Source organism: Priestia filamentosa (genome assembly GCF_900177535.1).
GTDB lineage: Bacteria > Bacillota > Bacilli > Bacillales > Bacillaceae_H > Bacillus_I > Bacillus_I filamentosa.
Map to the genome: position 1 here is coordinate 582705 of NZ_FXAJ01000001.1, position 25593 is coordinate 608297.

Genomic DNA, 25593 nt, shown 5'->3' on the forward strand with positions numbered 1-25593 from the left:
TATCATCACCCACCTCACTGTTCTCATTCTTCACTTACGATATGGAGGAATGAGCATATGAATACTAATTTTACTTCTTTTTTGCAAGCATCATTAAATTATCGAACAATCCCAATTACAAAAACATTTTTAATGGATAACGTTATGCCAGTTGATCTTTTTCAATGTCTCGGAGAAGAAGCAATTTATTTGCTTGAGAGCAGCGATGAGGGCTCACCATGGGCGAACTATTCATTTATTGGTCTTAATCCTTTTTTATATTTAAAAGAACAAAACGGCACTTTCTTTTTAGAGCGCTCAGATGGCACAAAAGTAAGCAGTTCTACTTGTTTAAATGAAGCATTTGAATTAGCAAAAGAATATGTGAAAGCAAAGATTCCAGATATGCCGCTTCCATTTAAAGGAGGAGCCGTCGGATTCTTAAGCTATGACTCCCTATCTCTTTTTGAAAAGGTTCCTGTTCATAAAGAAAATGATTTAGGAATGCCTGCTGTTCATTTTTCTTTTTGTGAAACAATCGCTGCTTATGATCACAAAAATAAGAAGATGACGCTTATTCACTATCTTCAAACACATGAAGAGCAAGATGAAGAAAAGTTAAAAGAGCTATATGAGAACGGAGAAGCAAAAATTCGTTTCTATGTTGAAAAGCTTAGAAAGGACTGTCGCGTAGCGGAGCCAATCATTTTTTCAGCTGAGCGTAAAGAAGTTGATTTTAGCTCTGTCGAGTCTTCCTATACGAAAGAGAAGTTTGTAGAAGATGTTGAAAAATTAAAAGAATATATTCGGAGCGGCGATATTTTTCAAGGTGTTTTATCACAGCGCTTTAAATTGAAGACGGCTCTATCAGGATTGGAAATCTATCGCATTCTGCGTCTTGTTAATCCTTCACCATACTTGTTTTATATTAAGCTAGAAGATGCTGAAATTATCGGGAGTTCTCCAGAACGACTTATTCAAGTTGTGAACGGACACTTAGAAATTCACCCAATAGCAGGTACAAGGAGAAGAGGACGAACAGAAGAAGAAGAAGAAAAGTTGAAAAAAGAAATGCTTCAAGATGAGAAAGAGCGTGCAGAACACTATATGCTTGTTGACTTAGCACGAAACGACATTGGGCGCGTTGCTCGCTACGGAAGCGTTCAAACGCCAGTATTAATGGAAGTTGTTACATTCTCTCACGTTATGCACATGATTTCAAAAGTTACAGGAGAGCTTGATCGTAAATATTCCCCAATTCAAGCACTTCTTGCTGCCTTTCCAGCTGGAACAGTATCAGGAGCTCCAAAGGTTAGAGCTATGCAAATCCTCAATGAAATGGAGCCTGTTGCACGAAATGTGTACGCAGGAACAGTCGCTTACATTGATTTTGATGGAAACATTGATTCATGTATTGCGATTCGCACGATTGTCCTAAAAGACAAAAATGCATATGTTCAAGCAGGAGCTGGCGTTGTGTATGACTCAGTGCCTGATCTGGAGTATAAAGAAACTAAAAACAAAGCAAGCGCCCTTATTCATACGATTAACGTAGCTGAAGAAATCTACGGAAAAGAAGGAGTGAAGTTGCATGTTTAAAGAATACCTAAAAAAATGTCTAAACGGTGGGTTTTTAACAGAAAGCGAAGCACAGCTTGTGATGGATGGCATTATGAAAGGGAATGTATCACAAAGTCAAGTTGCTAGCTTTTTAACAATTTTAACGTATCGAGGCGAAACGGTTGAAGAAATAACAGGCTTTGTTCGTGCACTTCGTGAGAACATGCGTCCTTTTTCAACTTCTTTTCACGATGCTGTTGATACGTGCGGAACAGGAGGAGATGGAGCTTCTACCTTTAATATTTCAACAGCAAGCGCCATCGCAGCTTCCTCTCTGGGGGTGAAAGTAGCAAAGCATGGCAATAGAGCTGTTTCCTCTAAAAGCGGGAGTGCTGATGTGCTTGAGTATCTCGGTATTGATATTGGGTTAACAGAAGAAGAAGCAAAAGAAAAATTAGAACACTATAACATGGCTTTTTTATTCGCTCCTTTTTATCATCCGGCAATGAAAAATGTTGCTTCAACTCGTAAAGAGCTTGGATTTCGGACTGTATTTAATGCTTTAGGGCCAATGGCAAACCCTGCTAATTGTTTAAAACAAGTCATCGGGGTGTACTCTTTTGAACTTTCCCAAAAACTTGCCAAAGCGCTTCAAAAGCTTAATCCCCATCATGTTCTATTTGTAACAGGAAGGGATGGGCTTGATGAAATAAGCGCATGTGCGAAAACGGACATTGTCGAGCTAAAAGAAGGTCAAATTTCTACTTATACAGTTGAACCTGAAGATTTTGGGTTACAACGTGGAACTCAGGAGGAAATTGTTGTAGAAACAGCGGAAGAGAGCGCTCGATTAATTCAAGATATTTTTGCCGACAAAGCGCCGACAACGGCTGTAAATGCGGTTGTTTTAAATACAGCAGCAGCCCTCTATGTAAGTGGCAAAGCACTGTCTATCGAAGAGGGAGTACGTATTACAGAGGAAGCAATTAAAAGTAAAACCGTTCAACAACATTTTAGACATATGACAAAAGAGGTGAACCTTCATGCTTGAGAAAATTTTACAAACGAAACGAGAAGAGCTAAAAGAAATACAGTTAGGACAGCAAGAGGATGTTCAAAAGATTTCATTTTATCAAGCGTTACAAAATAAAGCACGTCCTGTCTCATTGATTGCTGAAGTGAAAAAAGCTTCTCCTTCAAAAGGATTGATTAAAGAAAGTTTTAATCCTGTTCAGATCGCAAAGCAATATGTGAAAGGAGGGGCAAATGCCTTATCTGTCTTAACAGATGAAACGTATTTTAAAGGTCATCATACGTATCTTACAAACATTAAGAAGGAAGTCTCCATTCCTGTTCTTCGAAAAGACTTTATTATCGACTCTCTTCAAGTAGAGCAAAGCGCTCGCATTGGAGCAGACGCTATTTTACTCATTGGTGAGGCGATGAGTCCAGAAAAACTGTATGAATTGTATTTACAAGCAAAAGAACTTCATTTAGATTGCTTAGTCGAAGTACATAGTAGGGAAGTACTTCAAGGCATTTTAACTATTTTCACACCAGAAATTATCGGAATTAACAACCGTAATTTGCACACCTTTCAAACAAAGCTTCAGCAAACAGAGGAAATCAGTCAGTTTGTTCCTAAAGAAAGCCTCATGGTAAGTGAAAGTGGGATTTTTACTTATAAAGATGTACAAACCGTAAAAAAAGCGGGCGCAAATGCCATTCTTGTAGGTGAATCATTAATGCGTCAAGAAGATCAAACTACAGCTATTTATGATTTATTTGGTGAAGAAGTTTATGAAAATTAAGTATTGTGGAGTTAAGAATGATAGAGAATGGAAGCTTGTAACAGAAAGCATGTGTGATTACGTTGGGTTTATTTTTACTTCTAAGAGTAAACGTTATGTCTCACCAGAAGATGTTGAAAAATGGGCTGTTTCTTCTAAAAAAAGAGTAGGTGTTTTCGTAAATGAACAGTTAAGCATAATCGAAAAAGTAGTGAAAAAAGCAAAACTTGATGTTGTGCAATGTCATGGAGAAGAAACGAAGGAAGACCTTTTTCGCATAAAAGAGGCAACAGGGAAAGAAATATGGAAAGCTTTACCTCATGATAGAGACACCGAAGAGAATATGATATTGTATAGCGAGGCTGTAGACGGATTTGTAATTGATGCAAAAGTAAAAGGTTCGTTTGGCGGAACAGGAACGACATTTGACTGGAGCGCTATTCCGAAATATACAAATAAAGCAGAGGATTTGCAAAAACTGTGCTTTATCGCGGGAGGAATCCGCCCGGGAAATATTGAAGATCTTTTAACATATAGCCCACAAGCTGTTGATATCTCAAGTGGGATTGAAGAGAACGGAAAAAAAACGAAAACATTGATGAGGGAATTAGAAAGGAAGATGCAGAATGAAATATAGCTACCCAGACAGTTTTGGCCGATTTGGAGAATATGGAGGGAAATATGTACCTGAAACATTAATGTACCCTCTGGAGCAACTTGAAGAAGCATTAGATAAAGCAATGGAAGATGAAAATTTCAAAGAAGAATATGCGAATTTGTTAAAAGAATATTCAGGTCGCCCAACGGCTCTTACGTATGCAGATCAAGTGACTAAAAAGCTTGGTGGAGCTAAAATCTATTTAAAGCGTGAGGATTTGAATCATACAGGAGCACATAAAATTAATAATGCGCTTGGTCAAGCACTGCTTGCAAAGTATATGGGGAAAACCAAGCTTATTGCGGAGACAGGTGCAGGACAGCACGGCGTTGCTACAGCAACCGTTGCAGCTAAGTTTGGTATGGAATGCAAAGTGTTCATGGGTGAGGAAGACATTGAACGTCAAAAGCTGAACGTATTCAGAATGAAGCTTCTTGGTGCAGAAGTTATTCCCGTTTCTTCAGGAACAAAGACCCTGAAAGATGCGACAAGTGAAGCCATCCGTTTCTGGGTTTCACATTGTGAAGACCACTTTTATTTACTTGGCTCTGCAACAGGACCACACCCTTATCCAAAAATGGTTCGTGACTTTCAGAAGATTATCGGTATTGAAGCGAAAAAGCAATTTACGGAAAAAGAAGGGCGTTTGCCTCATACTGTGATTGCGTGTGTTGGAGGCGGAAGCAATGCAATTGGAATGTTCTACGACTTTATCGGTGATGAAGACGTTAAATTAATTGGAGTTGAAGCAGGTGGAAAAGGGCTTGATTCAGGCCTTCACTCAGCTAAGATGGCTCGTGGAAGCAAAGGGGTTTTACACGGCACACTCACAAACTTACTGCAGGACGAGCATGGTCAGATTACAGAACCATATTCTATTTCAGCTGGGCTCGACTATCCTGGTGTTGGACCAGAACACGCACTGCTTTCAAGCATCAACAGAGTCGAATATAAAAGTGCAACAGATCGTGAAGCACTTGATGCATTTACACTTTTAACTAAAACAGAAGGCATTATGCCTGCTATTGAATCATCACATGCGCTTGCTGAAGCTTTCAGGCTTGCTCCTTTAAAATCAAAGGATGAAACAATTCTTGTATGTTTATCAGGCCGTGGTGACAAAGATGTAAATTCACTAATTCGTTTATTAGAGGAGGAAATGGACAATGAGCACGTTCAAAGAGAGACTACCAAAGCATAAAAAATTATTTATTCCCTTTATTACAGCAGGAGATCCTACAGAAGAAACGACAGTTGAGTTAGCATACAGTCTTCAGAAAGTAGGAGCTTCAGTGCTCGAACTTGGTGTTCCATACTCAGATCCTCTTGCAGATGGACCTGTGATTCAGGCAGCTTCAAGCAGAGCGTTAAAATCAGGAATGACTATTACAAAAGCGATCAAACTTGTATCAAAAATGAGAGAAAGAGGCGTTGAAATTCCGATTATCCTCTTTACCTATTTTAATCCTGTGTTACAATTGGGGTACAAAAACTTTTTCGCTTTAATGCGACAAAATCAAGTTGATGGTTTTCTTCTCCCAGATCTTCCATATGAAGAAAGTGAAGAGCTTCGTTCCCTATCAAAAGAGAATGAAGTAGCTCTTATTTCTATGGTTGCTCCAACATCCAAAGATCGCATTCAAAAAATCGCTGCATCTGCTGATGGATTTTTGTACTGTGTATCTTCTCTTGGTGTAACAGGTGTGAGAGATAAGCTTCCTGAAAATGTGCATGAATTCTTAGATGAAGTGAAACGATACGCAAAGGTCCCTGTAGCAGTTGGGTTTGGCATTTCTAAAGCTGACCAAGTGCAATTGCTTATTGATCATAGCGATGGAATTGTTATTGGAAGTGCACTTGTTCACAAAGTAGGAGAACTAGAAGATGCTTTAAAGGGGAGCAAAGAGGAGAAGAGAGAAGCCTTAACAACTATTGAGAATTATATTGAAGAGATTATCTCTCCTATATCACTTTGTGAGGTGTAAAAAGCGTGGAAGTCAAAAAACAGCTTCTTTCACTAACTCCTTATAAGCCGGGAAAACCGATTGAGGAAGTGAAAAAAGAATTTGGATTAGAGAAAGTTATTAAACTAGCATCAAATGAGAACCCGTATGGTTCTTCACCTAAAGCTGTTGAAGCTATTAAACAGGAAGCTTTAAAGTTAACGCTTTATCCAGATGGCTATGCGAGCGAGCTTCGTACAGCAGTAGCAAACTTCTTGAATGTTAAAGAAACAGAGATTTTGTTTGGAAATGGTTCAGATGAAGTAATTCAAATTCTTTGTCGTTCACTTTTAACAAAAGATACAAATACAGTGATGGCGACACCTACTTTTTCTCAATACAAGCATAATGCCGTAATTGAGGGAGCCGAAATTCGAGAAGTTCCCCTTGTTGACGGTCAGCATGATTTAGATAAAATGCTTGAATCTATTGATGATGAAACACGAATTGTGTGGATTTGCAGTCCAAATAATCCAACTGGAACGTATGTTAATAAAGATCGTCTGCACGTTTTTTTACAGCGCGTCCCAGAGACAACGCTTGTAGCCATTGATGAAGCATACTATGAGTATGCAACAGCATTGGACTATCCGGAAACTATTCCACTTTTAAGTCAGTATAAAAATTTAATTATCCTTCGTACGTTTTCAAAAGCTTACGGACTTGCGGCCCTTCGCGTCGGGTACGGAGTAGCGAATACGGAGCTTTTACAAAAGATCGAGCCTGCGCGCGAGCCTTTTAATACAAGTCGTTTAGCACAGGCAGCTGCTTGCGCTTCAATTGAAGATCAAACGTTTATCGAAGAATGCCGAAAGAAAAATACAAAGGGTCTTCAACAATATTATGACTTCTGTGAAGAGCACAAGCTTTCTTATTATCCTTCAGAAACCAACTTTATTTTGATTGATTTTAAACATTATGAAGGAGATGCTATTTTTAACTATCTTCTTCAAAAAGGTATTATCATTCGATCAGGAAATGCGCTTGGTTTCCCAACTTCTATTCGTATCACAGTTGGATCAGAAGAGGAGAATAAGGAAATCTTGGAACACCTTCATACGTTCTTACAAGAACATGCAGTGCAGAGCTAACGGATAAAGATGAAAATGAAAGGCCAAGATGAGGCACACATAGACGTGGGCTTCATCTTGGCTTAAAATATAGGGACAAAGTTTTAGTATTAATGAGGTGGAAAACGTGACAAGAAATATTGCTGTCATTGGACTAGGATTGATAGGTGGTTCACTTTCTTTAAACATAAGAGAAACGCAAGAAAACGTACATATGATTGGATATGATATAAACAAAGATCAGCTTCATCTTGCCAAATCATTAGGTGTTATTGATGAGGAAGCTTCTTCTATCGAGTGTGCATGTGAAAAAGCAGACATTATTATTATTGCGGTTCCTGTTACACATGCTGTTGCCTTATGTGAGAAACTAGCTTCTTTAAAACTGAAAAAAGGCGTTATTATTACAGATGTCGGAAGCACAAAAACAAAAATCGTTGAGACAGCGAACATTTTTGCACATCAAGACGTTCACTTTATTGGAGGACATCCAATGGCTGGATCTCACAAAAGCGGCGTAGCTGCTGCAAAGGTTCATTTGTTTGAAAATGCTTATTATATTTTAACTCCTTCTGAACATACGGCAGAGGAAAAGGTTAGCGAGCTTAAGCAGCTTCTTCAAGGAACAAAGTCACAGCTTATCGAAATGACGCCTTCTGAGCATGATAGAGTAGCAGGAGTTATTAGTCATTTCCCTCATATTATTGCGGCAAGCCTTGTTCATCAAGCTAAAAAATATAAAAAGCAAAATGAGTTAACCTCAAAGCTTGCGGCAGGAGGCTTCCGAGATATTACGCGTATCGCTTCAAGCAGTCCTGTTATGTGGCGAGATATTTTAATTCATAATCAACAATCAATGCTTGAACTTTTTGATGAGTGGGCATTAGAGATGGAAGAAATTAAAGAAATGGTACGTTCGCTTGATGCAGAAGGAATTTTTAATTATTTCGAAGAAGCTAAAAATTTCCGAGATGGCCTTCCTGTAAAAGAAAAAGGAGCAATTCCTTCTTTTTACGATTTGTATGTGGACGTGCCAGACTATCCAGGGATTATTTCAGAAGTAACAGGCTACTTAGCGGAAGAAAGAATCAGTATTACAAATCTACGCATTTTAGAAACACGTGAAGATATTTATGGAGTTCTTCGTCTTAGTCTTCAAAAAGAAGAAGATCGTGAAAAGGCTAGAATATGTTTAGAGAGTCATGGATATGGAACATTTATTCCATCTTAAAATAGAAAAAGGAGCAGGTGAATAAACAATGACGAAAGTGTTGGAAAGTCAGAAAGTAAGTTTAAAAGGGGAAATTGCCATTCCTGGTGATAAATCAATCTCGCACAGAGCCGTAATGTTCGGCTCTATTGCAGAAGGAAAAACAACCGTTCATAACTTTTTAGAAGGAGAAGATTGCCTAAGCACAATTGAATGTTTTCGAGCGATGGGTGTTGAAATTAACCGTACAGAAGATGTTGTGGAAATCAACGGACGCGGTTTTAATGGTTTAAAAGAACCAAGTCAGCTTCTTGATGTTGGAAACTCTGGCACAACAACAAGACTTATTCTTGGTCTTCTAGCTGGAACAGACTTTCACAGCTGCCTTATCGGAGACGACTCGATTGCTAAACGTCCAATGGCTCGTGTAACTGTTCCGCTTCGCTTAATGGGAGCAAAAATTGATGGACGTGAAAATGGTCAATATACGCCGCTTGCTGTGCGTGGACATGCATTAAAGGGGATTACATATGAATCGCCTGTTGCAAGTGCTCAAATTAAATCGGCTATTCTCTTAGCAGGCATTAATGCAGAAGGAAAAACAACGGTAAAAGAACCTCATAAATCACGTGATCATACAGAAAGAATGCTTGGCGCTTTTGGAGTAGAAGTGGAAAGCGATGAAACGAGTGCTTCTGTTGAAGGTGGACAAACGTTAAAAGGAACAACAGTAAACGTGCCTGGTGACATTTCTTCTGCTGCATTTTTCCTTGTTGCAGGAGCGATTGTACCAAACAGTCGTATTCGCCTCCAAAATGTTGGATTGAATCCAACCCGCACAGGTATTGTTGATGTATTAGATATGATGAATGTTAAATACAAAATTGAGGCGGAGCGTGTTGAAAGCGGAGAACCTGTTGGTGATTTCGTTGTAGAAACGTCTGATATTAAAGGAACAGAAATTAGTGGAGACTTAATTCCACGCCTTATTGATGAAATTCCGATTATTGCTCTTCTTGCAACACAAGCAGAAGGAGAGACAATTATTAAAGATGCAGCAGAGCTGCGTGTAAAAGAAACAGACCGTATTTCTACTGTTGCAACTGAACTAAATAAACTTGGAGCAGATATTACACCAACAGAAGACGGAATGATTATTAAAGGAGGCACTCCATTGCATGGAGGAAATATTGATAGTCATGGTGACCATCGCATTGGTATGATGCTTGCTGTTGCATCTCTTATTACTTCTTCGAAAGTAGAGCTGGAGCGTCCAGAAGCAATTAGCGTTTCATACCCAACTTTCTTTGAACATTTAGCAAAACTGTCACGCTAACAGGAGAGAACCATTTCTGGTTCTCTCTTTCTGTTGCTTAAAACCGAGTAGATTATTTGAAACATTTTTCATTGTCCTTTATCATGGAGTATACTAGATAAAAGTAAGAAGGATGTAAAAGGAGATTATATATGACAGAGCTTGAACAAGCTATAAAATATATTGAAAGCAATGAAGTTGAAAAAGGTTTAAAACTTATCAGCGAAATAAAAGATGTTGTTGCAGATGACGAGAAACTCCTCATTCTCGAATGTTTTCAACAGTGGGGTCTTATTGATGAAGCGCTTGCAATGGCAGACAAGCTGCTGGAGCTTTACCCAAACGAAGCAGAGCTTCTTGTTATTAAAGCAGAGCTTTATATTGATGTAGAACAGGAAGAGAAAGCACTTGAAACATTAGAGAAGATTTCGCACAGCCACCCGGTTTATGCTCAAGCATTACTTTTAATGGCTGATTTATATGAGATGCAAGGTCTTCCTGAAGTAGCAGAAGCTAAATTGCTTAATGCAAAAGAGCTTTTGCCTGATGAACCTGTCATCGACTTTGCGCTTGGCGAATTCTTTCTTAGTCAAGGAGAATTTAAAAATGCACAAAAGTACTATAAAAAACTGTTGAAGACAGAAGAGGACTTCAATGGAACAAACTTACACCACCGTTTAGCTGAATCACTTAGCGGTCTTGGTCAGTTTGAAGAAGCACTTCCACATTATGAGAAAGCACTTGAGAATAAGCTTGAAATTAATATTTTGTTTGAGTATGGGGTAACAGCTTATCAAGCAGGTCAGCATACAACAGCAATTGCAAGGCTAACAGAATTAAAAGAACTTGATCCGCAATATCATTCTGTATATCTTCCACTTGCTAAAGCATATGAGCAAGAAGAAATGTTAGCAGAAGCACTTCAAACAGCAAAAGAAGGAATAAAAGATGATGAATTCAATAAAGAGCTTTGGTTTTATAGTGGAAAGATTGCTCTTAAACTTCAAAACGAGGAATGGGCAGAGAAAGCTTTCCGTGAAGCTTTAGCTCTTGATCCAGGCTATTTAGAAGCCCTCTTAACTCTTGCCAAACTTCTTCTACATCAAGAACGATTTGAAGATGTTATTGAGCACTATGAACATGCAAAAGAGTTTGGAGAGGACGATCCTCATTTTGAATGGGACCTTGCTAAAGCGTACGAAGGTGCAGAAGAATACAAAAAAGCATTAAATGCTTACGAAGCTGCATATAGTTTCTTTAAAGAAGATATTTTATTTTTAGAAGACTACGGTATGTTTCTCATGGAGGAGGGAAAAAGAAGAGAAGCGCGCACAATGTTTGAAAAAATACTCTCAATTAACCCATCTGCAACAGACATACAAGAAATCTTATGGCAATTAGAAGATTTGTGAAGGGAAAAATCCTTATAGTGTTGAAATAATAGACAAAGCATTATACTACAATCACCCCGTTTTCTATCCTGTAGGAATGGGAATATAGAACGCAAAGGAGAAAATCTCTATTGGTAAAAAAGAGGAGGGAAGTGAAAGTAGATGGCGATCCCAGTATCTATAGATGAAAAGAAAGAATTTATTCGCTGGTTTTTAACAAATTATCAACTAAAAAGACGTGAGTGCGTTTGGATTTTAAATTATTTAATGAGCCATGATCAACTAATGAAGAAAGTTCATTTTGTAGAGAAAGCTCAGTTTTGTCCTCGAGGATTAATTATGTCAACACATTGTGTTGACGATCCGTCATTTCGATTCTATAAAGAGAACGTGATGACAACAGATGCGGAAAAATCATTTCATGATATTCGTTTGAACAGGGATGAAGATATTTACATTCAGCTAAACTTTCGCTCATCGTATCTCTCACCGCAGTATGTTGCTGTTTTAGAAGATAATCCTTACATTCCTAAAAACTTAGAAGTAAACGAAAAAGATCGGTTGCTTGCTGAAAAAATGTTAGACGATTCTATTAAGTCTTTCCATAAAGCGAAAATTATGGAGCTCATCGATAAAGCTCTCGATGAAGGAGACAAAGAGGAATTTTATCGTCTAACAGACTACTTAAAAAAATATGAAGAAAGTCAATAAGAAATACGGAGAAAACCTTGTCAAGTGACGAGGTTTTTTCTATGCTTAATATAGTCGAAAATTAGAGAAGGAATTGGAGGGGGCAATGTTGAAATGGAATAGTAGTGATGTCGGAATTTATCTTGCTCAAAAGGAATACATTGATACAATTATCATTCCGCTTCACGCCGTCAATTTTGTGGACGAAGTCAAGAAGAATGGTTTTTTATGGGAAAACATGATAGCGATTACAAATGAAATTGAGCACAGATTTAAAGGGAGAGTAATGTTATGTCCTCCTTTCACGTATCATAGTAAAGAGCCCTCAGTAACCGCGCGTCTAGAGCAATGGATTGAAGACTTCTATGATGGAGAAGCAAAGCATATTCTCTTTCTAACTAGTGATAAAGCGTGGCAACAAGAACAAGTGAAAGGATCGGTTGTTTTTGTCCCTTTTGAAATGCAAGAAACAGAGAAAGGAAAGAAAGAAGCAATCAAGATTCAAGTTGAAAAGGTAACAAAAAGTCTTTTAGGAATATGGAAGTGAAAAATGGCCTTTAATTAAGTTTTCTATACCTAAATTAATTGGAAAATTTAAAATATTTTGACGTGAATTGTCGAAACGAGGCCTTTTTAGTAGAAAATGTTCCTTTAAAGGATTAGGGAGGGAAAGCGATGGAGGAAAGAGAGCATCGTGTGTCACGCCGTCAGTTTTTGACTTATACATTGACAGGTGTAGGAGGGTTCATGGCGGCTGGAATGCTAATGCCAATGGTTCGTTTTGCAGTTGATCCGGTTCTGAAAAAAGGGGCTGGCGAAGAAATGGTTGCTGTTGCACAAGTGAAGGAAATTACAACAACACCCCAGCGGTTTGAGTTCACTATTGATCAAGTTGATGCATGGCATGAATCGGAAGAGCCAAGAACAGCGTGGGTATATAAGGACAGCAAAGGAGAGATTGTGGCTCTTTCCCCAATTTGTAAGCATCTCGGCTGTACAGTAAACTGGAATGGAGATAAGAAAAATCACCCAAACCGGTTTTATTGTCCATGTCATAACGGACTTTACGAAAAAAGCGGAAAGAATGTGCCAGGTACTCCACCAATGGCACCGCTCGATCTTTTCCACATGGAAGTGAAAAAGGGAACTTTATATTTAGGGAACGTCAAACCACGGGGGGAAGTGTAGCGTATGTTGAATAAAATATATGACTGGGTAGATGAGCGGTTGGATATTACGCCAATGTGGCGCGATATTGCTGATCATGAGGTTCCAGAACATGTCAACCCAGCCCATCACTTTTCTGCTTTTGTATACTGCTTTGGTGGCCTTACTTTTTTTATTACTGTTATTCAAATTTTGTCTGGTATGTTTTTGACGATGTACTATGTGCCAGATATAAAAAATGCATGGGAATCTGTTTATTATCTCCAAAATGAAGTTGCATTTGGCCAAATTGTTCGTGGCATGCATCATTGGGGCGCAAGTTTAGTCATCGTGATGATGTTTTTACATACTCTACGCGTTTTTTTCCAAGGTGCATACAAGAAACCAAGAGAATTGAACTGGATTGTAGGGGTACTTATTTTCTTCGTTATGCTTGGTTTAGGATTTACAGGTTATTTATTACCATGGGATATGAAAGCGCTATTCGCTACAAAAGTAGGACTTCAAATCGCAGAATCAACCCCGCTTATTGGAGGACAAATTAAAACGCTGCTTGCAGGGCACCCAACGATTGTGGGAGCCCAAACCTTAACAAGATTCTTTGCTATTCATGTCTTCTTCCTGCCCGGCGCTTTGCTAGGATTAATGGGTGCACACTTTATCATGATTCGAAAACAAGGTATATCAGGTCCGCTTTAAAAGTTGAAAAGAGGAGGGAGATAAAATGCATCGCGGAAAGGGAATGAAGTTTGTTGGAGATTCGCGCGTACCAGATAAAGAAAGACGCAATATTCCAAAAGATTATTCGGAATATCCAGGGAAAACAGAAGCATTCTGGCCTAACTTTTTACTCAAAGAATGGCTTGTTGGCGCTGTCTTCTTAATTGGATATCTATGTTTAACAGTTGCCCATCCTTCACCACTTGAACGAATGGCGGACCCAAATGATGCAGGATATACGCCATTACCAGACTGGTACTTTCTATTTCTCTACCAGCTCCTAAAATACACGTATGCTTCAGGTCCATATAACGCAATTGGCGCTTTTATTATTCCAGGAATTGCGTTTGGCGCATTGCTACTTGCACCATTTCTTGATAGAGGACCTGAAAGAAGACCAACGAAACGCCCATTTGCAACAGGGTTCATGCTTTTAGCTGTAGCAGGAACGTTCTACTTAACATGGGAATCTGTAAAAGCAGTAAATTGGGAAGAACGTGAAGCCCAAGGTGAAATTAAAAACGTTGCAGAAGTTGACCAAGAAGCAGAAGGGTATAAAATTGCGAATGAGCAAACCTGTTTGCAATGTCATGGGGAAAACCTTGAGGGAGGAGCAGGAGGACCTGCATTAGCAGAAACAAAGCTCTCAGCAGATGAAATTGCAAAGATTGCAAAAGAGGGAAGAGGAAATATGCCTTCTGGAGTTTTTAAAGGATCAGATGAAGAGTTAAAAACGCTCTCTGAATATATTGAGAGTGGTGGGAAGCCCAAAGAATAAGAAATAAGGAAGCCGGTTCCTAGTAGCCGGCTTCCTTATTTTATTTGGACACCTTATAATGAGAGAAAGGAGGTTAGGATATGGAGTATTTTTCTATTGTTTTAAAAGATCGACGTTTTTTATTTTTATTGCTTATTATTAATATTTTAGGAACAGTTTACGGTTACTACTGGTATGGAAATCAGCTTGCACATACGCCAGCTATCTTTTTACCCTTTGTACCAGATAGTCCAACAGCAAGCTTATTTTTTGTTTTTGTGTTAGTTGGATTCTTACTAAATCGAAACTTTAAATTATTTGAAGCACTTGCTCTCATTACTCTTTTTAAGTATGGAGTTTGGGCTGTTGTTATGAATTTATTAACATATGGCGTCACTGGATTTTTTAATGGAGCGATGCTTATGCTCGTGCTTTCACATTCAGGAATGGCACTTCAAGGTCTTCTTTACGTTAAAGAATATCGTTTTAAGATGATTCATCTTGTTATTGCAGGGATTTGGACTTTACATAATGAGATCATTGATTACGTTTTTGGCATGATGCCAACATATAGCATGTTAAATAATTATATGAAGGAAATTGGTTATTTTACATTTTGGCTTAGTATAATTAGTATTTTACTTGCTTATTTTCTCGTTTTACATAAAGATGCTTCTCATACGAAGAAAGTATAAAAATGGGCGAACGAAACGACACCTCCATACTTACAATAGCTAGTAGGCTATATATACGAGGTGAAAGAACGTGGCGCAAACGAAAAAGAAACTTCATCCAAAGGTCCAGGAGTTTAAAGCTTTTGTGAAGAAAAATCCCAAACTAATTGAGGAAGTTCGCGCAAATCGCAAAACATGGAAAGAGTTTTATGAAGATTGGTATTTGCTTGGTGAAGAAGACGAAGTTTGGAATGCTTATAAAACAGGTGATGAAGAAACAAAAACTGAATCTTCGCAGCGTGATTTTATTAGCGGGCTGTGGAGTCAGCTTAAAAAAATGGATATGAACCAAGTTCAGCATTATATGTCAAACGCAAACGCGGCTATTTCTAGCTTGCAAGGATTAATGCAGGAATTTAGTTCAAATACTCCGAAAAGCAATGCCCAGAAACAACAAGGAGGAGGGAACGCGTCTCCATTTTGGTTCAAAAAAGACTAAAATAGTTGAGGTGGCAGCATGCGCCAAGAAGTGTATGAATATATACAAGCAAAAGATAAACTACGTGATTTTATTAGGCAGCAGCCTATGTGGTATCGTAAATTAACGCGTAATCCACATGCCCTGAACGATTTTGAACTAGCGTCTTTAAACTACTACAAACAGACAATTCCTCATAAAGTTGAGAAGTTTTATAATTCCGTTGAGATGGCAAATATGATGCTAGCAATGTTTCAAGCAACAAGAAGCGGAGATTAAAAAGAGTAAAGAATGAAAAAACGCAAACACTATTCCTAAAAAAGGAGGAATTGAGTTTGCGTATTTTATTACTTGTGTTCGCTCTTTTGAGTCCGACGGCTGCACATGCTGCTGAGAAGCCAACGCTAGATGTGAGTTATAGTGTGAAAGAAGGAGCCGTATATATTGATTGTCGTCTTCACAACTTTTCATTTGTGCGAGATGATGAAAATAAAGGTGTGCTCAAAATAACGATTGATGATAAAAAGACAATCTTTATTGAGCAGGCTGCATTTGTGATAAGAGGATTAAAAGGTGGAGAGCATAAAGTTCAGATTGAAGTGATGAAAAATGAGGAAAATAGCTATGGCGTAGAAAAAGAGATTTCTTTTCAAGTAAAAGAGGAAAAAGAACAAGAGCCTATAACTGAATAGGAAAGAAAGCATAAAATCACATTTTCTCATCTTCGCGCTTTTTATTACAAGACCATTCATGGTAGAATGGAAAAGGGTAATAAAAAGCGTTATTTTTATGTTTTCTTTTGAAAATGCCCCATATAACGCAATCTGAAAAAGAAAAGCGGAGGTATAGATGAATGTTTGCAACGATGGAAACTATTCATTTGTTAGAACAGGCTGACGAGCTATCCGCCATGATTATCCATTCAGAAATCGGCGACGATTATCGAACAAAGTTAAAAGAATTAGAGGAAGATAAGGAAGCGCAAGCTCTAATTAGCGAGTTTGTGAAGATGAAAGAACGCTATGAGGAAGTTCAGCGTTTCGGAAAATATCATCCAGATTTTAAACTTGTTACAAAAGAGATTCGTCGTTTGAAGCGAGAGGTTGACTTACATGGTACAATTTGGGCGTTCAAGCAAGCTGAGAAAGAATTGCAAAATGTGCTTGATGAAATAAGTGTAGAGATTGGTAGTGCTGTTTCAGCTCAAATTAAAGTACCAACAGGTAATCCGTTTTTTGATACGATGTCAAGCTGTGGCGGTGGCTGCGGCGCTGGTGGAAGCTGTGGATGTAGCTGACCTAATATAGATTTTAAGGCGTGTTACAGTTTAGTAACACGCCTTAGCATTATACATAGTACAAGCAATAAAGGGGGAAGCAATGGTGATCATGACAGAGCGACAAGGCCTTGTCGTTTATTTAAACTCTGTAAAGCAAGCAAAAGCTTTAAGAAAATATGGAAACGTTCACTACGTTTCAAAATCGCTTAAATATGCGGTTTTATACTGTGATAAAGAAAAATCAGAAGGCGTAATGACTAAATTAAAGAGCCTTCCATATGTGAAGAAAGTTCTTCTATCTTATAAAGGATCTCTGAAAACAGAGTTTGAAAATTCAAGACCTGATAAAGCAAAAGAATATGATTATAAAATTGGATTATAAAATTTAGCTTAAAGGTGGAATATAGCGATTCATTCGCAAAATGCCGATTAAATGCTGGAAGTAAAGTTCCTTTTCACCAAAGAAAGTGGAGGGTTTTACATCAAGCGTTATAATGGTTTTTCCTAAGTCTTCAGCAAGCGCTTCGAACAGTAGAAGTCGCTTGCTTTTTTGATCTGTAATAGCAATACCTTCGCGACAAATATAAAGAGGTTGAAAAGAACCAACAGAAGTAGGCTCAAGAATGACAAGAAAGGAAGAGAGCTTTCTTCCCTCTTTTTCTGTATTTAAAATCATAAGATGGCGTACACGGTGTGATTGATTTCTCGCCATTTCTAATAGTTCATAAAGATCTGAATAACCTTCCCCAAGTTCAATGAAACGTTGAATCATCTTCTTTTCTCCTTTAATGTTTTATAATAAGAGCTAAGCTTACTCTACCAAAAAAGACAACATAAAAAAACCCTGCAATCACTTGATTGCAGGGTCCTTCTATAGCAAGATTAACATTCCCGTATGTTTGTTAATCAAGATAAGAAGGCAAAGGGAGAGGAGAAACCGGAGGAAGAACTTATGGGGAACGTAAGTCTTCTCCGCGGTTGGCAACAACATCTCATCAAGATGTTGCTAATTGTCAGTTTATCCAAATCTAAAAAAGTTATACAAAAGGCCACAAAAAACTTTAAAAGAAAGTGAGCTTGTTTTACGTTTGGATAAGAATTTGATAAGATAAGTGAAATGAAGTATACATATCTTGACAAGCCGAGGTTGAAAAATAATGAGAGTAGTATCAGGTGATAAAAAAGGACTAAGTTTAAAAGCTGTTCCAGGCACAACAACTCGCCCGACAACAGATAAAGTAAAAGAAGCGATTTTCAATATGATTGGACCCTATTTTGATGGTGGGATAGGGCTTGATTTGTTTGGAGGCAGCGGTGGTCTTGGAATTGAGGCGCTAAGTAGAGGGCTCCAAAGCATGATTTTTGTAGACCGAGATGGGAAGGCCATTCGGACCATCAAAGAAAATCTAAATTTCTGTAAGCTTACAGATCGTGCTGAAGTGTATCGCAATGATGCAGAACGAGCGCTGAAAGCTATAGAAAAACGAGAGCTACAGTTTGATTTAATTATACTTGATCCGCCATATAAAGCGCAGAAACTCCTGCATCTTATGGAGGAAATTCAAAAACGTCATTTGTTAAAAGAAGAAGGAATTATAATGGCGGAGCATGAGAATAATGTTGAACTTCCAGAAGTGATTGGTAAGCTGCACTGCGTTAAAAAAGAAGTATATGGATTAACAGTTATTTCGATTTATAAACATGGATAAAACAAGTTTTAGGAAGAGAAGGGAGCAAAATTATGGGGAGCATTGCAATTTGTCCAGGCAGCTTTGATCCTGTAACAAATGGCCACTTAGATATTATTACAAGAGGTGCAAAAGTGTTTGATACGGTTTATGTATGTATCTTGCACAACTCTGCCAAAAAACCGCTTTTTTCAGCTGATGAACGAGCAGAATTATTAAAAACAGTTACAAGTCATCTGCCAAACGTTAAAATCGAGATTCATACAGGTCTTTTAATGGAGTATGCAAAACAAAAAGATGCAAGCGCTATTTTAAGAGGTTTGCGAGCGGTCTCTGATTTTGAATATGAAATGCAAATTACTTCTGTAAACAGAGTACTTGATGACAATATTGAAACATTATTTATGATGACAAACAATCAATATTCTTTTTTAAGTTCAAGCATTGTAAAAGAAGTAGCCAAATACGGAGGAAACATTTCAGAACTTGTGCCAGCGCCTGTTGCAGAAGCACTTAGTCAAAAGTTCAAAGAGTAAAAAAAAGCGATAGCGTTATCGCTTTTTTTTTATAACTTATACTTTATTTTACGACTATAAAGATAAGTATATATAGTAAGCATGGCAATAGTGAAGAGCGGACCATATGTAATGCATATTTGCCACCATTCTGTGAAAAAGAGCGATAAAACACTTTGAGAAGGTTCACCGCTTCCACTTAGTGTTGTAACATGTTCGCGAAGCGGATTCCATAAAAGGAAAATAAGGAAAACGGAAAACCCAGCATGAAGGATACGGGCCATGAAAAAGGGTGAAAAGCGAATATCAGTATCTGCTAAAAGACTTGCTACTTGGGCTTGAACAGACAATCCGCTAAATGCAAGAACAAATGACGCGAGTACAACTTGTTGAAATAGTGGTGAATGAGTTTCACTAATAAGCTGGTTTCCGAGCGTAATTTCAAAAATTCCTGAAATAAACGGCAAACTTAAAGATGTTGACAATTCAAGGGCTGAAAAGATAATGCTAAGTCCTTCTCCAATGAGAGACGTAATATTGGTTACATAAAGAAGCCTGTTTAACACAGAAAAAATGATCATAAATCCGCCGATCATAAAGAGCGTTTGCACAGAGGACATAATTGCATCACCAAGCAGTTTGCCAATCATTCGTCCATCTTCTATTCTGGCTTTATGCATTTCTTTAAAAGCAATAAGGGGTGAAAAAGAGCTCTTTGGTTCTTTAGTACGGTAATCTCTCTCTTCCTTTCGGCCGTAGAATCTCATCGCAATGCCAACGAGCAAATTTCCCCCGTAGTGAGCGCAAGCAAGTAACACTCCTAAATGAGGATTATGAAAAAAACCGACAGACACGGCTCCGAAAATAAATACAGGATTTGAAGAATTCGTAAAGGAAGCAAGACGTTCTGCCTCAATTCGGGTTAGCTGACCTTTTTTACGCATGTTTGCGGATAGCTTGGCTCCTGCTGGAAATCCTGAAGCCATTCCCATTGCAAGTACAAACCCACCGATACCCGGAACACGAAAAACGGGGCGCATCAAAGGTTCAAGTAAAATACCAATAAAGCGAACAACTCCAAAACCAATCAGCATCTCAGAAATAATAAAGAAAGGAAGAAGAGAAGGGAAAACAACTTCCCACCATATGTTGAGGCCCCGTAAAGAGGCATCAAAAGCTTGTTTTGGATACATAATAAGAGTACTTGCTAGCATAAGAGATAATAAAGAGAGAAGACCAGTTTTTATAAACGATGTTTTCACACTTTTCCTCCTTTGGCTATCATAGATTACATTTGGGTTAAACATGCAACAAACAGGGAGACGTGATAAACTATTTTTAACGATTTCGTCTCCAAAGTGAAGGTTGTACATATTCTAATATACGAGCATTGGGGGATTATTTAGACCAAAGAATTCATAAAGGATAATGGGGTGAAGGAGATGAATCGCCCGAAAATTGGTATTGCTCTAGGCTCTGGAGGTGCGAGAGGATTTGCGCATCTTGGAGTTTTAAAAGTCTTAAAAGAAGAAAATATAGAAGTTGACTATTTAGCAGGAAGTAGCATGGGAGCGCTTGTTGGTGCCTTTTACGGAACTGGGCTTGAAATGGAACAGCTTTATCGCATTGCGTTTGCGTTCAAGCGTAAATATTACACAGACCTTACGCTACCTAAAATGGGCTTTATTGCAGGGGAACGTGTGAAAGAACTTGTGCGTATGTTTACGAAAAACAAGAATATTGAAGACTTAAATATCCCTTTATCAATTGTGACCACAGATATTAAAACAGGAGAAAAAGTAGTATTTGATAAAGGACCAATTGCTCCAGCTGTAAGAGCAAGTATTTCGATACCAGGCATTTTTGTGCCTGAAAAAGTTGATGGCCGTCTTCTTGTCGATGGAGGAGTTGTTGATCGCATCCCAGTCTCCGTCGTAAAAGAAATGGGAGCTGATATTGTTATTGGTGTGAACGTTTCACGTGTTAAAATGGATGCTGAGATTGGTTCGATTTTTGACGTTATTTTGCAAAGCTTTGATATTTTGCAGATGGAACTTGTTAAAAACCGGGAAACAAATTGTGACATTATGATTCGTCCACGCGTTGAAAAGTTTAGCTCAAGAGCTTTTACAAACATTAAAGAAATTATTGAACAAGGGGAAGCAGAAGCAATAAAACAACTTCCCGCTATTAAGGAAAAGATCGAGACGTGGAAGGAGTCATTTTATGAAAAGTAGCAGCAAAAGAGTTATATGGTTTATCATTGGAGTTCTTGTTATCTTCTCCATTACGTTCATTCCATTGCCATACTATATTACGAAGCCAGGACTTGCAGAAGAGTTAGAACCGATTGTGAAAGTGGAGGGCGGCTATAAAGAAGAAGGGTCCCTTATGTTAACAACGGTTCGTATTGGAAAGGCAACGCCACTTTCTTATGCACTTGCTCATTTTCAAGACTTTAGTCACCTTTATAAAGAAGAGGAAATACTGGGTGAAAATGAAAGCAATGAAGAGTATAACACTCGTCAGCTTCATATGATGGAAATGTCTCAAGAATCTGCGATTGCCATTGCCTACGAGAAAGCGGGCAAAGATATAGAGTATAAATATGACGGTGTTTATGTAATGGCAGTTGCTCCAGATATGCCAGCAGACGGCGTATTAAAAACAGGTGATATTGTAACAAAGGTAGACAACAAACTTGTAAAACGCAGTGAAGATCTTATCTCATATGTAGAAGGAAAAAAAGCAGGAGATAAAGTAAGCGTTACATTTAAGAGAAATGAAAAAGTCAAAACAGAGACTATTACGCTAGAGCAGTTAAAAGTGTTGAACAACCGAGTTGGAATGGGAATTTCACTTGTAACAGATTTTGATATCTCTGTTAATCCAAAAGTCAAAATTAACTCAGAAGAAATTGGAGGCCCCTCAGCAGGACTCATGTTTTCACTTGAAATTTATAATCAGTTAACAAAAGATGATTTGACAAAGGGACGTCAAATTGCTGGAACAGGCACAATCAATGAAAAAGGAGAGGTAGGAGAAATTGGTGGAATTGAGCAAAAGATTGTGGCAGCTGATAAAGCAGGAGCGGAGATTTTCTTTGCGCCAAACAATCATGGAGCAAAAAATTCTAACTATCAAGATGCCCTAAAGGCAGCTAAGCAAATTGATACAGATATGAAAGTTGTACCTGTTGATACGTTTGACGATGCTGTTTCCTACTTAAATAAGATGCCTGAAAAAGAATAGAAAAGAGCCGTTTTCCGTATGATACGGGAAACGGCTCTTTTTTCATAGTTGAATAGGTGGTGTTGTATATTCTTGCTTGAAAAAGCGCTGACGCACCTTTATATCTAAAGGTAGGCTATATACTCTAGTTGCTTTTATATCCATATTTAAAAGGGGATGGTCCATTTTAGATACGGCTGAAACAAGGGGAACTTCGAAAGTTTTTTTCATTGTATTTAAGTAGTTTTTTCCTTGCTTTGTCATTCCTAGAAGTCTTGCATATGGAGGAGGACTGTTTAGAAGAGCTTTAGCTTCCTCTTTATTTGTATTCATTAAAATATGTAGGCACATGCGTTGAAGTCTTGTCCATGTGTAACGTTTGTTTTTAATAAGAGTCATCAATGTTTGGAAGGAGTCAGCTTCTTTCATCATTTTTAAGAAGCGGTATTCCATTCCTTCTTCCATTTCATAATGACTTTTAAGCTCAGAAGCCGAAAGAATGAAAAGTTGATGCTGTAAATAGGAGAAATAGGCTTCCCAATTATGCAAAAGTTTATATGTTTTTTTATACTTTTGCAGCTCATCAACTGTAGAAAGTGGTGTGAAAGAAGAAAGACTTTCAATAGTTGTTTGGTTTGAGAATAGGTTTTTTCGGATGCTTGTAGCACTTGCAATAGGACCGCTTGGAAGACTTTCATCATGATAGTCTGCACTTTTACGCTGAATTGTAAAAGGAGTTAGCTTAGCACCAAGTTTCTGAATTTCTTTTACGTAAGAAAAACCAAGGATATTGTTTGGTTGTGATAAATCTAAATCAGTTTTAAAATGAGTTAAAGCATTTGTTACTGCGTTTGGATAGCTACTTCCTTTTTTCATTTCAGCTTTAATATTTTCTTCGATAAGAGGTTTGTTTGCACGTGCAATTTCAGCTGCTTTTAGGAAGGCAGAGATATCTCCATGTTCACTTCCAAAGCAAAGAGACGAAACAGACAGGGATTCTAGAAGGTTTATAGCACCATATGCAAACGTATCAGCGTGTCCTACAGCAAATAAAAATGGAAGCTCAATCACAACATCTGCTCCTGCTTTTAAAGCCATTGCAGTGCGAGCCCATTTTGAAACAAGAGCAGGTTCCCCGCGCTGGAGAAAATTCCCGCTCATAATAACGACTGCACAATCTGTATCACTTTGCTTCTTTGCTTCATTTATATGGTAGAGGTGCCCGTTATGAAACGGATTATATTCCGCGATAATACCTACTGTTTTCAAGCTTTTTGCCTCCTTTTTAAACTTTTCTTTTGCAATTTATAAAAAAAATGATAAAGTGGATATACGATAACGATTACCAACATTATAGTGTAAAGAAAAAATATTGACAAATAGCTTTGTGAAGGCTATAATTACTTTTGTTGCTTTGAGGTGATAACGTTGAAATGGTCAGTGCACCAACTGCGTAAATTACAAAGTAAAGGTTTAAATATAGATGAGAAAGTAGATCTGTCTGACATCGTAAAACGAGATGGAGAGATTCGTGATATTTCTCCTGTTCATATTACGGGAAGAGGAGACATTTTCTCAACACATGTTACCTTTCATTTAAGAATACAAGGGGAACTTATCTTGCCTTGTGCGAGAACACTTGTTGATGTTCCTTATGAATTTGACATTGAAACGGATGAAACCTTTATTTTAACGTCAACAGATGAAGAAACAGGAGAAGATGTTCATTACATTGAACAAGATATCGTTGATTTACAGCCGGTAGTGGAAGAACTTATCGTCCTTCAAGTACCTATCCAAGTTTTTAGTGACGAACAGAATCCAGAAGGGGCTGCCCCTCAGTCTGGTCACGATTGGCAGGTTATTACAGAGGAAGATCAAGAACAAAAAGTAGATCCACGTCTCTCTGTTCTTCAGGATTATTTTAAAGACAAGAAAGACTAACAACCTTTAAGAAGATCCGGCTTAACCGGCCTTCATATGATGTAAATCCTTTTAAGGAGGTGGGAAGAATGGCTGTACCTTTTAGAAGAACTTCTAAAATGAAGAAAAGAACTCGTCGTACGCATTTCAAACTACAAGTTCCTGGTATGGTAGAATGCCCAAATTGTGGCGACATGAAGCTTGCACACCGCGTATGTAAAGCTTGTGGAACATACAAAGGAAAAGAAGTAGCAAAATAATAAAAAAACAGTGCATTTTTGCACTGTTTTTTTATTTGTCTTGAAAAAGAAGAGTTTAAAAAACAATCATGTATTTCTTCTAGTCTATCTTCCCTATTAGCTGCATACGTATATAGTAAACAGAATAGGGGGGATTAAAGATGACATCAACAAGGCAGGATGCATGGACTAGTGATGAAGATTTATTGTTGGCGGAAGTAGTCCTTCGCCATATTAGAGAAGGTGGGACACAGCTAGCCGCTTTTGAAGAAGTAGGAAGAAAGCTATCAAGAACATCAGCTGCTTGCGGATTTCGTTGGAATTCCTATGTGCGCAAGCAATATAAAACAGGAATTGAAAGTGCTAAAAAACAGCGGAAAGAATTTAAGTCTTCAGCTGTTCCGGCACCGATTTTTGTACAAAATGCTTCTGAGGAAGGAACAGGGGTTAAAACGTTAACGCTTGATGAGATTATTAGCTATCTGCAGAATCTTAAAAATGGAAATGGTGGTTCTTTGGAAGCTGCAGAAGAAAATAAAAAGCTTAGTTTGAAAATAAAAGAGTTAGAAAAGAAAGTAAACAGGTTGGAGCAGGAAAAACAAATGCTACAAACAAATTTAATTGTTGTAAGAGATGACTATAAAGCGCTTATTGAAATTATGGAAAGAGCAAAAAGAGTTGTTTTAAGTGACTCAACTGTAAAGGAAAAAGTGGAAGAAGTGAAGTAAAAGACAAGAAGGGGAAATCCCTTCTTGTCTTTTTTATTTATAAGGTTGTTAAGCTTTTTGAGAAACACCAGCAGGCTGCCACACAAGTGGATTCTCGCCTAAGTCTCGATCCATATCGTATTTTACAGGAGTGAAGCCCATCTTGTTCCAGAATTCACTTGACTTAACACGTGGACTTGTTTTAATAGGTAAGTTAAACGATTTTGCAAACTCGATAAGAGCTCTTCCATATCCTTGTTGTTGATAGTCTTTCAGCGTTTCAAGTTTCCATATTTCAAGATATTCTTGAGAAGGTTCAAAGTATTGATCATATTTCTTTCCTCGCTTGTATAAACTCATACGTGCGACTAAACTATCTCCTAAATAAATTCCAAAGAAAGGTGACTCTATTTCATTTTCTGAGATGTTTGCTTGTAAATCTTCTAACATGGAGAGCTCTTGTATGCCGTATTCTTTAAATTTCTTAAATTCTTCGAGCGTCTTGTAGTTGATTTTTAGCCTCTTTACATCTTTGTTATACATAAAAAA

General features: G+C 37.9%; 32 protein-coding genes. 28 read left to right on the forward strand and 4 right to left on the reverse strand.

What is annotated here, in order from left to right:
- Positions 1 to 57: 57 nt before the first annotated feature.
- The 21 genes from trpE (at position 58) to B9N79_RS03235 (ending at position 17123) form a co-directional block, all read left to right on the forward strand.
- The gene (gene trpE, locus B9N79_RS03135) at positions 58 to 1578 is read left to right on the forward strand and encodes an anthranilate synthase component I (RefSeq protein ID WP_046217820.1); all 1521 of its coding nucleotides are present in this window, start codon (positions 58 to 60) and stop codon (positions 1576 to 1578) included.
- Positions 1571 to 2590, forward strand: coding sequence for an anthranilate phosphoribosyltransferase (trpD, locus tag B9N79_RS03140; RefSeq protein WP_046217819.1), 1020 nt, complete (start codon positions 1571 to 1573; stop codon positions 2588 to 2590). Before trpE ends, trpD begins: the two co-directional genes overlap by 8 nt.
- Positions 2583 to 3350 (forward strand): indole-3-glycerol phosphate synthase TrpC, encoded by a 768-nt coding sequence (gene trpC / locus B9N79_RS03145; RefSeq protein WP_046217818.1) that lies wholly within the window; start codon positions 2583 to 2585, stop codon positions 3348 to 3350. The genes trpD and trpC overlap by 8 nt, the downstream gene beginning before the upstream one ends.
- Positions 3340 to 3966: a phosphoribosylanthranilate isomerase gene (locus B9N79_RS03150; RefSeq protein ID WP_046217817.1), complete on the forward strand. Its 627-nt coding sequence runs from the start codon at positions 3340 to 3342 to the stop codon at positions 3964 to 3966. Before trpC ends, B9N79_RS03150 begins: the two co-directional genes overlap by 11 nt.
- Positions 3956 to 5188 carry a tryptophan synthase subunit beta gene (trpB, locus tag B9N79_RS03155; protein ID WP_040056716.1) on the forward strand — a complete coding sequence of 411 codons (1233 nt, stop codon included), beginning with the start codon at positions 3956 to 3958 and terminating at the stop codon, positions 5186 to 5188. The genes B9N79_RS03150 and trpB overlap by 11 nt, the downstream gene beginning before the upstream one ends.
- Entirely contained in the window at positions 5154 to 5972 is an 819-nt protein-coding gene (gene trpA / locus B9N79_RS03160) for a tryptophan synthase subunit alpha (RefSeq protein WP_019391689.1), read from the forward strand. Before trpB ends, trpA begins: the two co-directional genes overlap by 35 nt.
- 5 nt (positions 5973 to 5977) lie before the next feature.
- Complete coding sequence (gene hisC / locus B9N79_RS03165) at positions 5978 to 7081, forward strand: histidinol-phosphate transaminase (RefSeq protein ID WP_040056715.1); 1104 nt, start codon at positions 5978 to 5980, stop codon at positions 7079 to 7081.
- A 106-nt stretch (positions 7082 to 7187) separates the two neighbouring features.
- Positions 7188 to 8291, forward strand: a complete 1104-nt coding sequence (locus tag B9N79_RS03170; RefSeq protein ID WP_040056714.1) for a prephenate dehydrogenase — start codon at positions 7188 to 7190, stop codon at positions 8289 to 8291.
- A 28-nt stretch (positions 8292 to 8319) separates the two neighbouring features.
- Positions 8320 to 9606 (forward strand): 3-phosphoshikimate 1-carboxyvinyltransferase, encoded by a 1287-nt coding sequence (gene aroA / locus B9N79_RS03175; RefSeq protein WP_040056713.1) that lies wholly within the window; start codon positions 8320 to 8322, stop codon positions 9604 to 9606.
- A gap of 131 nt (positions 9607 to 9737) precedes the next feature.
- Positions 9738 to 10997 (forward strand): tetratricopeptide repeat protein, encoded by a 1260-nt coding sequence (locus tag B9N79_RS03180; RefSeq protein WP_040056712.1) that lies wholly within the window; start codon positions 9738 to 9740, stop codon positions 10995 to 10997.
- Between the two features lie 141 nt (positions 10998 to 11138).
- Positions 11139 to 11687, forward strand: a complete 549-nt coding sequence (locus B9N79_RS03185; protein WP_019391694.1) for a ReoY family proteolytic degradation factor — start codon at positions 11139 to 11141, stop codon at positions 11685 to 11687.
- Between the two features lie 85 nt (positions 11688 to 11772).
- Complete coding sequence (locus B9N79_RS03190; protein ID WP_040056711.1) at positions 11773 to 12213, forward strand: DUF2487 family protein; 441 nt, start codon at positions 11773 to 11775, stop codon at positions 12211 to 12213.
- 128 nt (positions 12214 to 12341) lie between these two features.
- Entirely contained in the window at positions 12342 to 12854 is a 513-nt protein-coding gene (locus B9N79_RS03195; protein WP_019391696.1) for a QcrA and Rieske domain-containing protein, read from the forward strand.
- A 3-nt stretch (positions 12855 to 12857) separates the two neighbouring features.
- The gene (gene qcrB / locus B9N79_RS03200) at positions 12858 to 13532 is read left to right on the forward strand and encodes a menaquinol-cytochrome c reductase cytochrome b subunit (protein ID WP_019391697.1); all 675 of its coding nucleotides are present in this window, start codon (positions 12858 to 12860) and stop codon (positions 13530 to 13532) included.
- A 25-nt stretch (positions 13533 to 13557) separates the two neighbouring features.
- Positions 13558 to 14331 carry a menaquinol-cytochrome c reductase cytochrome b/c subunit gene (locus tag B9N79_RS03205; protein WP_019391698.1) on the forward strand — a complete coding sequence of 258 codons (774 nt, stop codon included), beginning with the start codon at positions 13558 to 13560 and terminating at the stop codon, positions 14329 to 14331.
- Between the two features lie 80 nt (positions 14332 to 14411).
- Positions 14412 to 15005 (forward strand): lipoprotein heptaprenylglyceryl N-acetyltransferase LhaT, encoded by a 594-nt coding sequence (gene lhaT / locus B9N79_RS03210; protein WP_046217816.1) that lies wholly within the window; start codon positions 14412 to 14414, stop codon positions 15003 to 15005.
- 70 nt (positions 15006 to 15075) lie between these two features.
- Positions 15076 to 15483: a YlbD family protein gene (gene ylbD, locus B9N79_RS03215; RefSeq protein WP_019391700.1), complete on the forward strand. Its 408-nt coding sequence runs from the start codon at positions 15076 to 15078 to the stop codon at positions 15481 to 15483.
- Positions 15484 to 15501: 18 nt separating this feature from the next.
- Positions 15502 to 15741 (forward strand): YlbE-like family protein, encoded by a 240-nt coding sequence (locus tag B9N79_RS03220; RefSeq protein ID WP_019391701.1) that lies wholly within the window; start codon positions 15502 to 15504, stop codon positions 15739 to 15741.
- Between the two features lie 56 nt (positions 15742 to 15797).
- Positions 15798 to 16154 (forward strand): hypothetical protein, encoded by a 357-nt coding sequence (locus tag B9N79_RS03225; RefSeq protein WP_019391702.1) that lies wholly within the window; start codon positions 15798 to 15800, stop codon positions 16152 to 16154.
- Between the two features lie 161 nt (positions 16155 to 16315).
- Positions 16316 to 16759: a YlbF/YmcA family competence regulator gene (locus B9N79_RS03230; RefSeq protein WP_019391703.1), complete on the forward strand. Its 444-nt coding sequence runs from the start codon at positions 16316 to 16318 to the stop codon at positions 16757 to 16759.
- Positions 16760 to 16850: 91 nt separating this feature from the next.
- Positions 16851 to 17123: a YlbG family protein gene (locus B9N79_RS03235; protein WP_026009502.1), complete on the forward strand. Its 273-nt coding sequence runs from the start codon at positions 16851 to 16853 to the stop codon at positions 17121 to 17123.
- 3 nt (positions 17124 to 17126) lie between these two features.
- On the opposite strand, the gene B9N79_RS03240 is transcribed toward B9N79_RS03235, so the two are convergent.
- On the reverse strand, positions 17127 to 17513 hold the full coding sequence (locus B9N79_RS03240) for a DUF7147 family protein (protein WP_019391705.1): 387 nt from the start codon (positions 17511 to 17513) through the stop codon (positions 17127 to 17129).
- A gap of 385 nt (positions 17514 to 17898) precedes the next feature.
- Here B9N79_RS03240 and rsmD point away from each other — a divergent pair, with 385 nt between their 5' ends.
- Both rsmD and coaD read left to right on the forward strand, forming a co-directional pair.
- Complete coding sequence (rsmD, locus tag B9N79_RS03250) at positions 17899 to 18450, forward strand: 16S rRNA (guanine(966)-N(2))-methyltransferase RsmD (protein ID WP_019391707.1); 552 nt, start codon at positions 17899 to 17901, stop codon at positions 18448 to 18450.
- Positions 18451 to 18482: 32 nt separating this feature from the next.
- A complete protein-coding gene (gene coaD / locus B9N79_RS03255) occupies positions 18483 to 18965 on the forward strand; it encodes a pantetheine-phosphate adenylyltransferase (RefSeq protein ID WP_019391708.1) in 483 nt (160 codons plus the stop codon).
- A gap of 29 nt (positions 18966 to 18994) precedes the next feature.
- On the opposite strand, the gene ylbJ is transcribed toward coaD, so the two are convergent.
- Positions 18995 to 20206, reverse strand: a complete 1212-nt coding sequence (ylbJ, locus tag B9N79_RS03260) for a sporulation integral membrane protein YlbJ (protein ID WP_040056708.1) — start codon at positions 20204 to 20206, stop codon at positions 18995 to 18997.
- 180 nt (positions 20207 to 20386) lie between these two features.
- On the opposite strand from ylbJ, the gene B9N79_RS03265 reads away from it, so the two are divergent.
- Positions 20387 to 21181, forward strand: a complete 795-nt coding sequence (locus tag B9N79_RS03265) for a patatin-like phospholipase family protein (RefSeq protein ID WP_019391710.1) — start codon at positions 20387 to 20389, stop codon at positions 21179 to 21181.
- Positions 21171 to 22196, forward strand: coding sequence for a SepM family pheromone-processing serine protease (locus tag B9N79_RS03270; RefSeq protein ID WP_019391711.1), 1026 nt, complete (start codon positions 21171 to 21173; stop codon positions 22194 to 22196). The genes B9N79_RS03265 and B9N79_RS03270 overlap by 11 nt, the downstream gene beginning before the upstream one ends.
- A gap of 42 nt (positions 22197 to 22238) precedes the next feature.
- Here B9N79_RS03270 and B9N79_RS03275 read toward each other — a convergent pair whose 3' ends face one another.
- Positions 22239 to 23444, reverse strand: coding sequence for a nucleotidyltransferase (locus B9N79_RS03275; protein WP_040056707.1), 1206 nt, complete (start codon positions 23442 to 23444; stop codon positions 22239 to 22241).
- A gap of 159 nt (positions 23445 to 23603) precedes the next feature.
- Here B9N79_RS03275 and B9N79_RS03280 point away from each other — a divergent pair, with 159 nt between their 5' ends.
- The 3 genes from B9N79_RS03280 to B9N79_RS03290 all read left to right on the forward strand — a co-directional run bounded on the left by B9N79_RS03280 (position 23604) and on the right by B9N79_RS03290 (position 25065).
- Positions 23604 to 24119 carry a YceD family protein gene (locus B9N79_RS03280; protein ID WP_019391713.1) on the forward strand — a complete coding sequence of 172 codons (516 nt, stop codon included), beginning with the start codon at positions 23604 to 23606 and terminating at the stop codon, positions 24117 to 24119.
- Between the two features lie 68 nt (positions 24120 to 24187).
- Positions 24188 to 24358 (forward strand): 50S ribosomal protein L32, encoded by a 171-nt coding sequence (rpmF, locus tag B9N79_RS03285; protein WP_019391714.1) that lies wholly within the window; start codon positions 24188 to 24190, stop codon positions 24356 to 24358.
- A 140-nt stretch (positions 24359 to 24498) separates the two neighbouring features.
- Complete coding sequence (locus B9N79_RS03290; protein ID WP_019391715.1) at positions 24499 to 25065, forward strand: RsfA family transcriptional regulator; 567 nt, start codon at positions 24499 to 24501, stop codon at positions 25063 to 25065.
- A gap of 48 nt (positions 25066 to 25113) precedes the next feature.
- Here the strand turns inward: B9N79_RS03290 and B9N79_RS03295 are convergent, their stop codons facing one another.
- Positions 25114 to 25587: an N-acetyltransferase gene (locus B9N79_RS03295; RefSeq protein WP_019391716.1), complete on the reverse strand. Its 474-nt coding sequence runs from the start codon at positions 25585 to 25587 to the stop codon at positions 25114 to 25116.
- Positions 25588 to 25593: the final 6 nt, after the last annotated feature.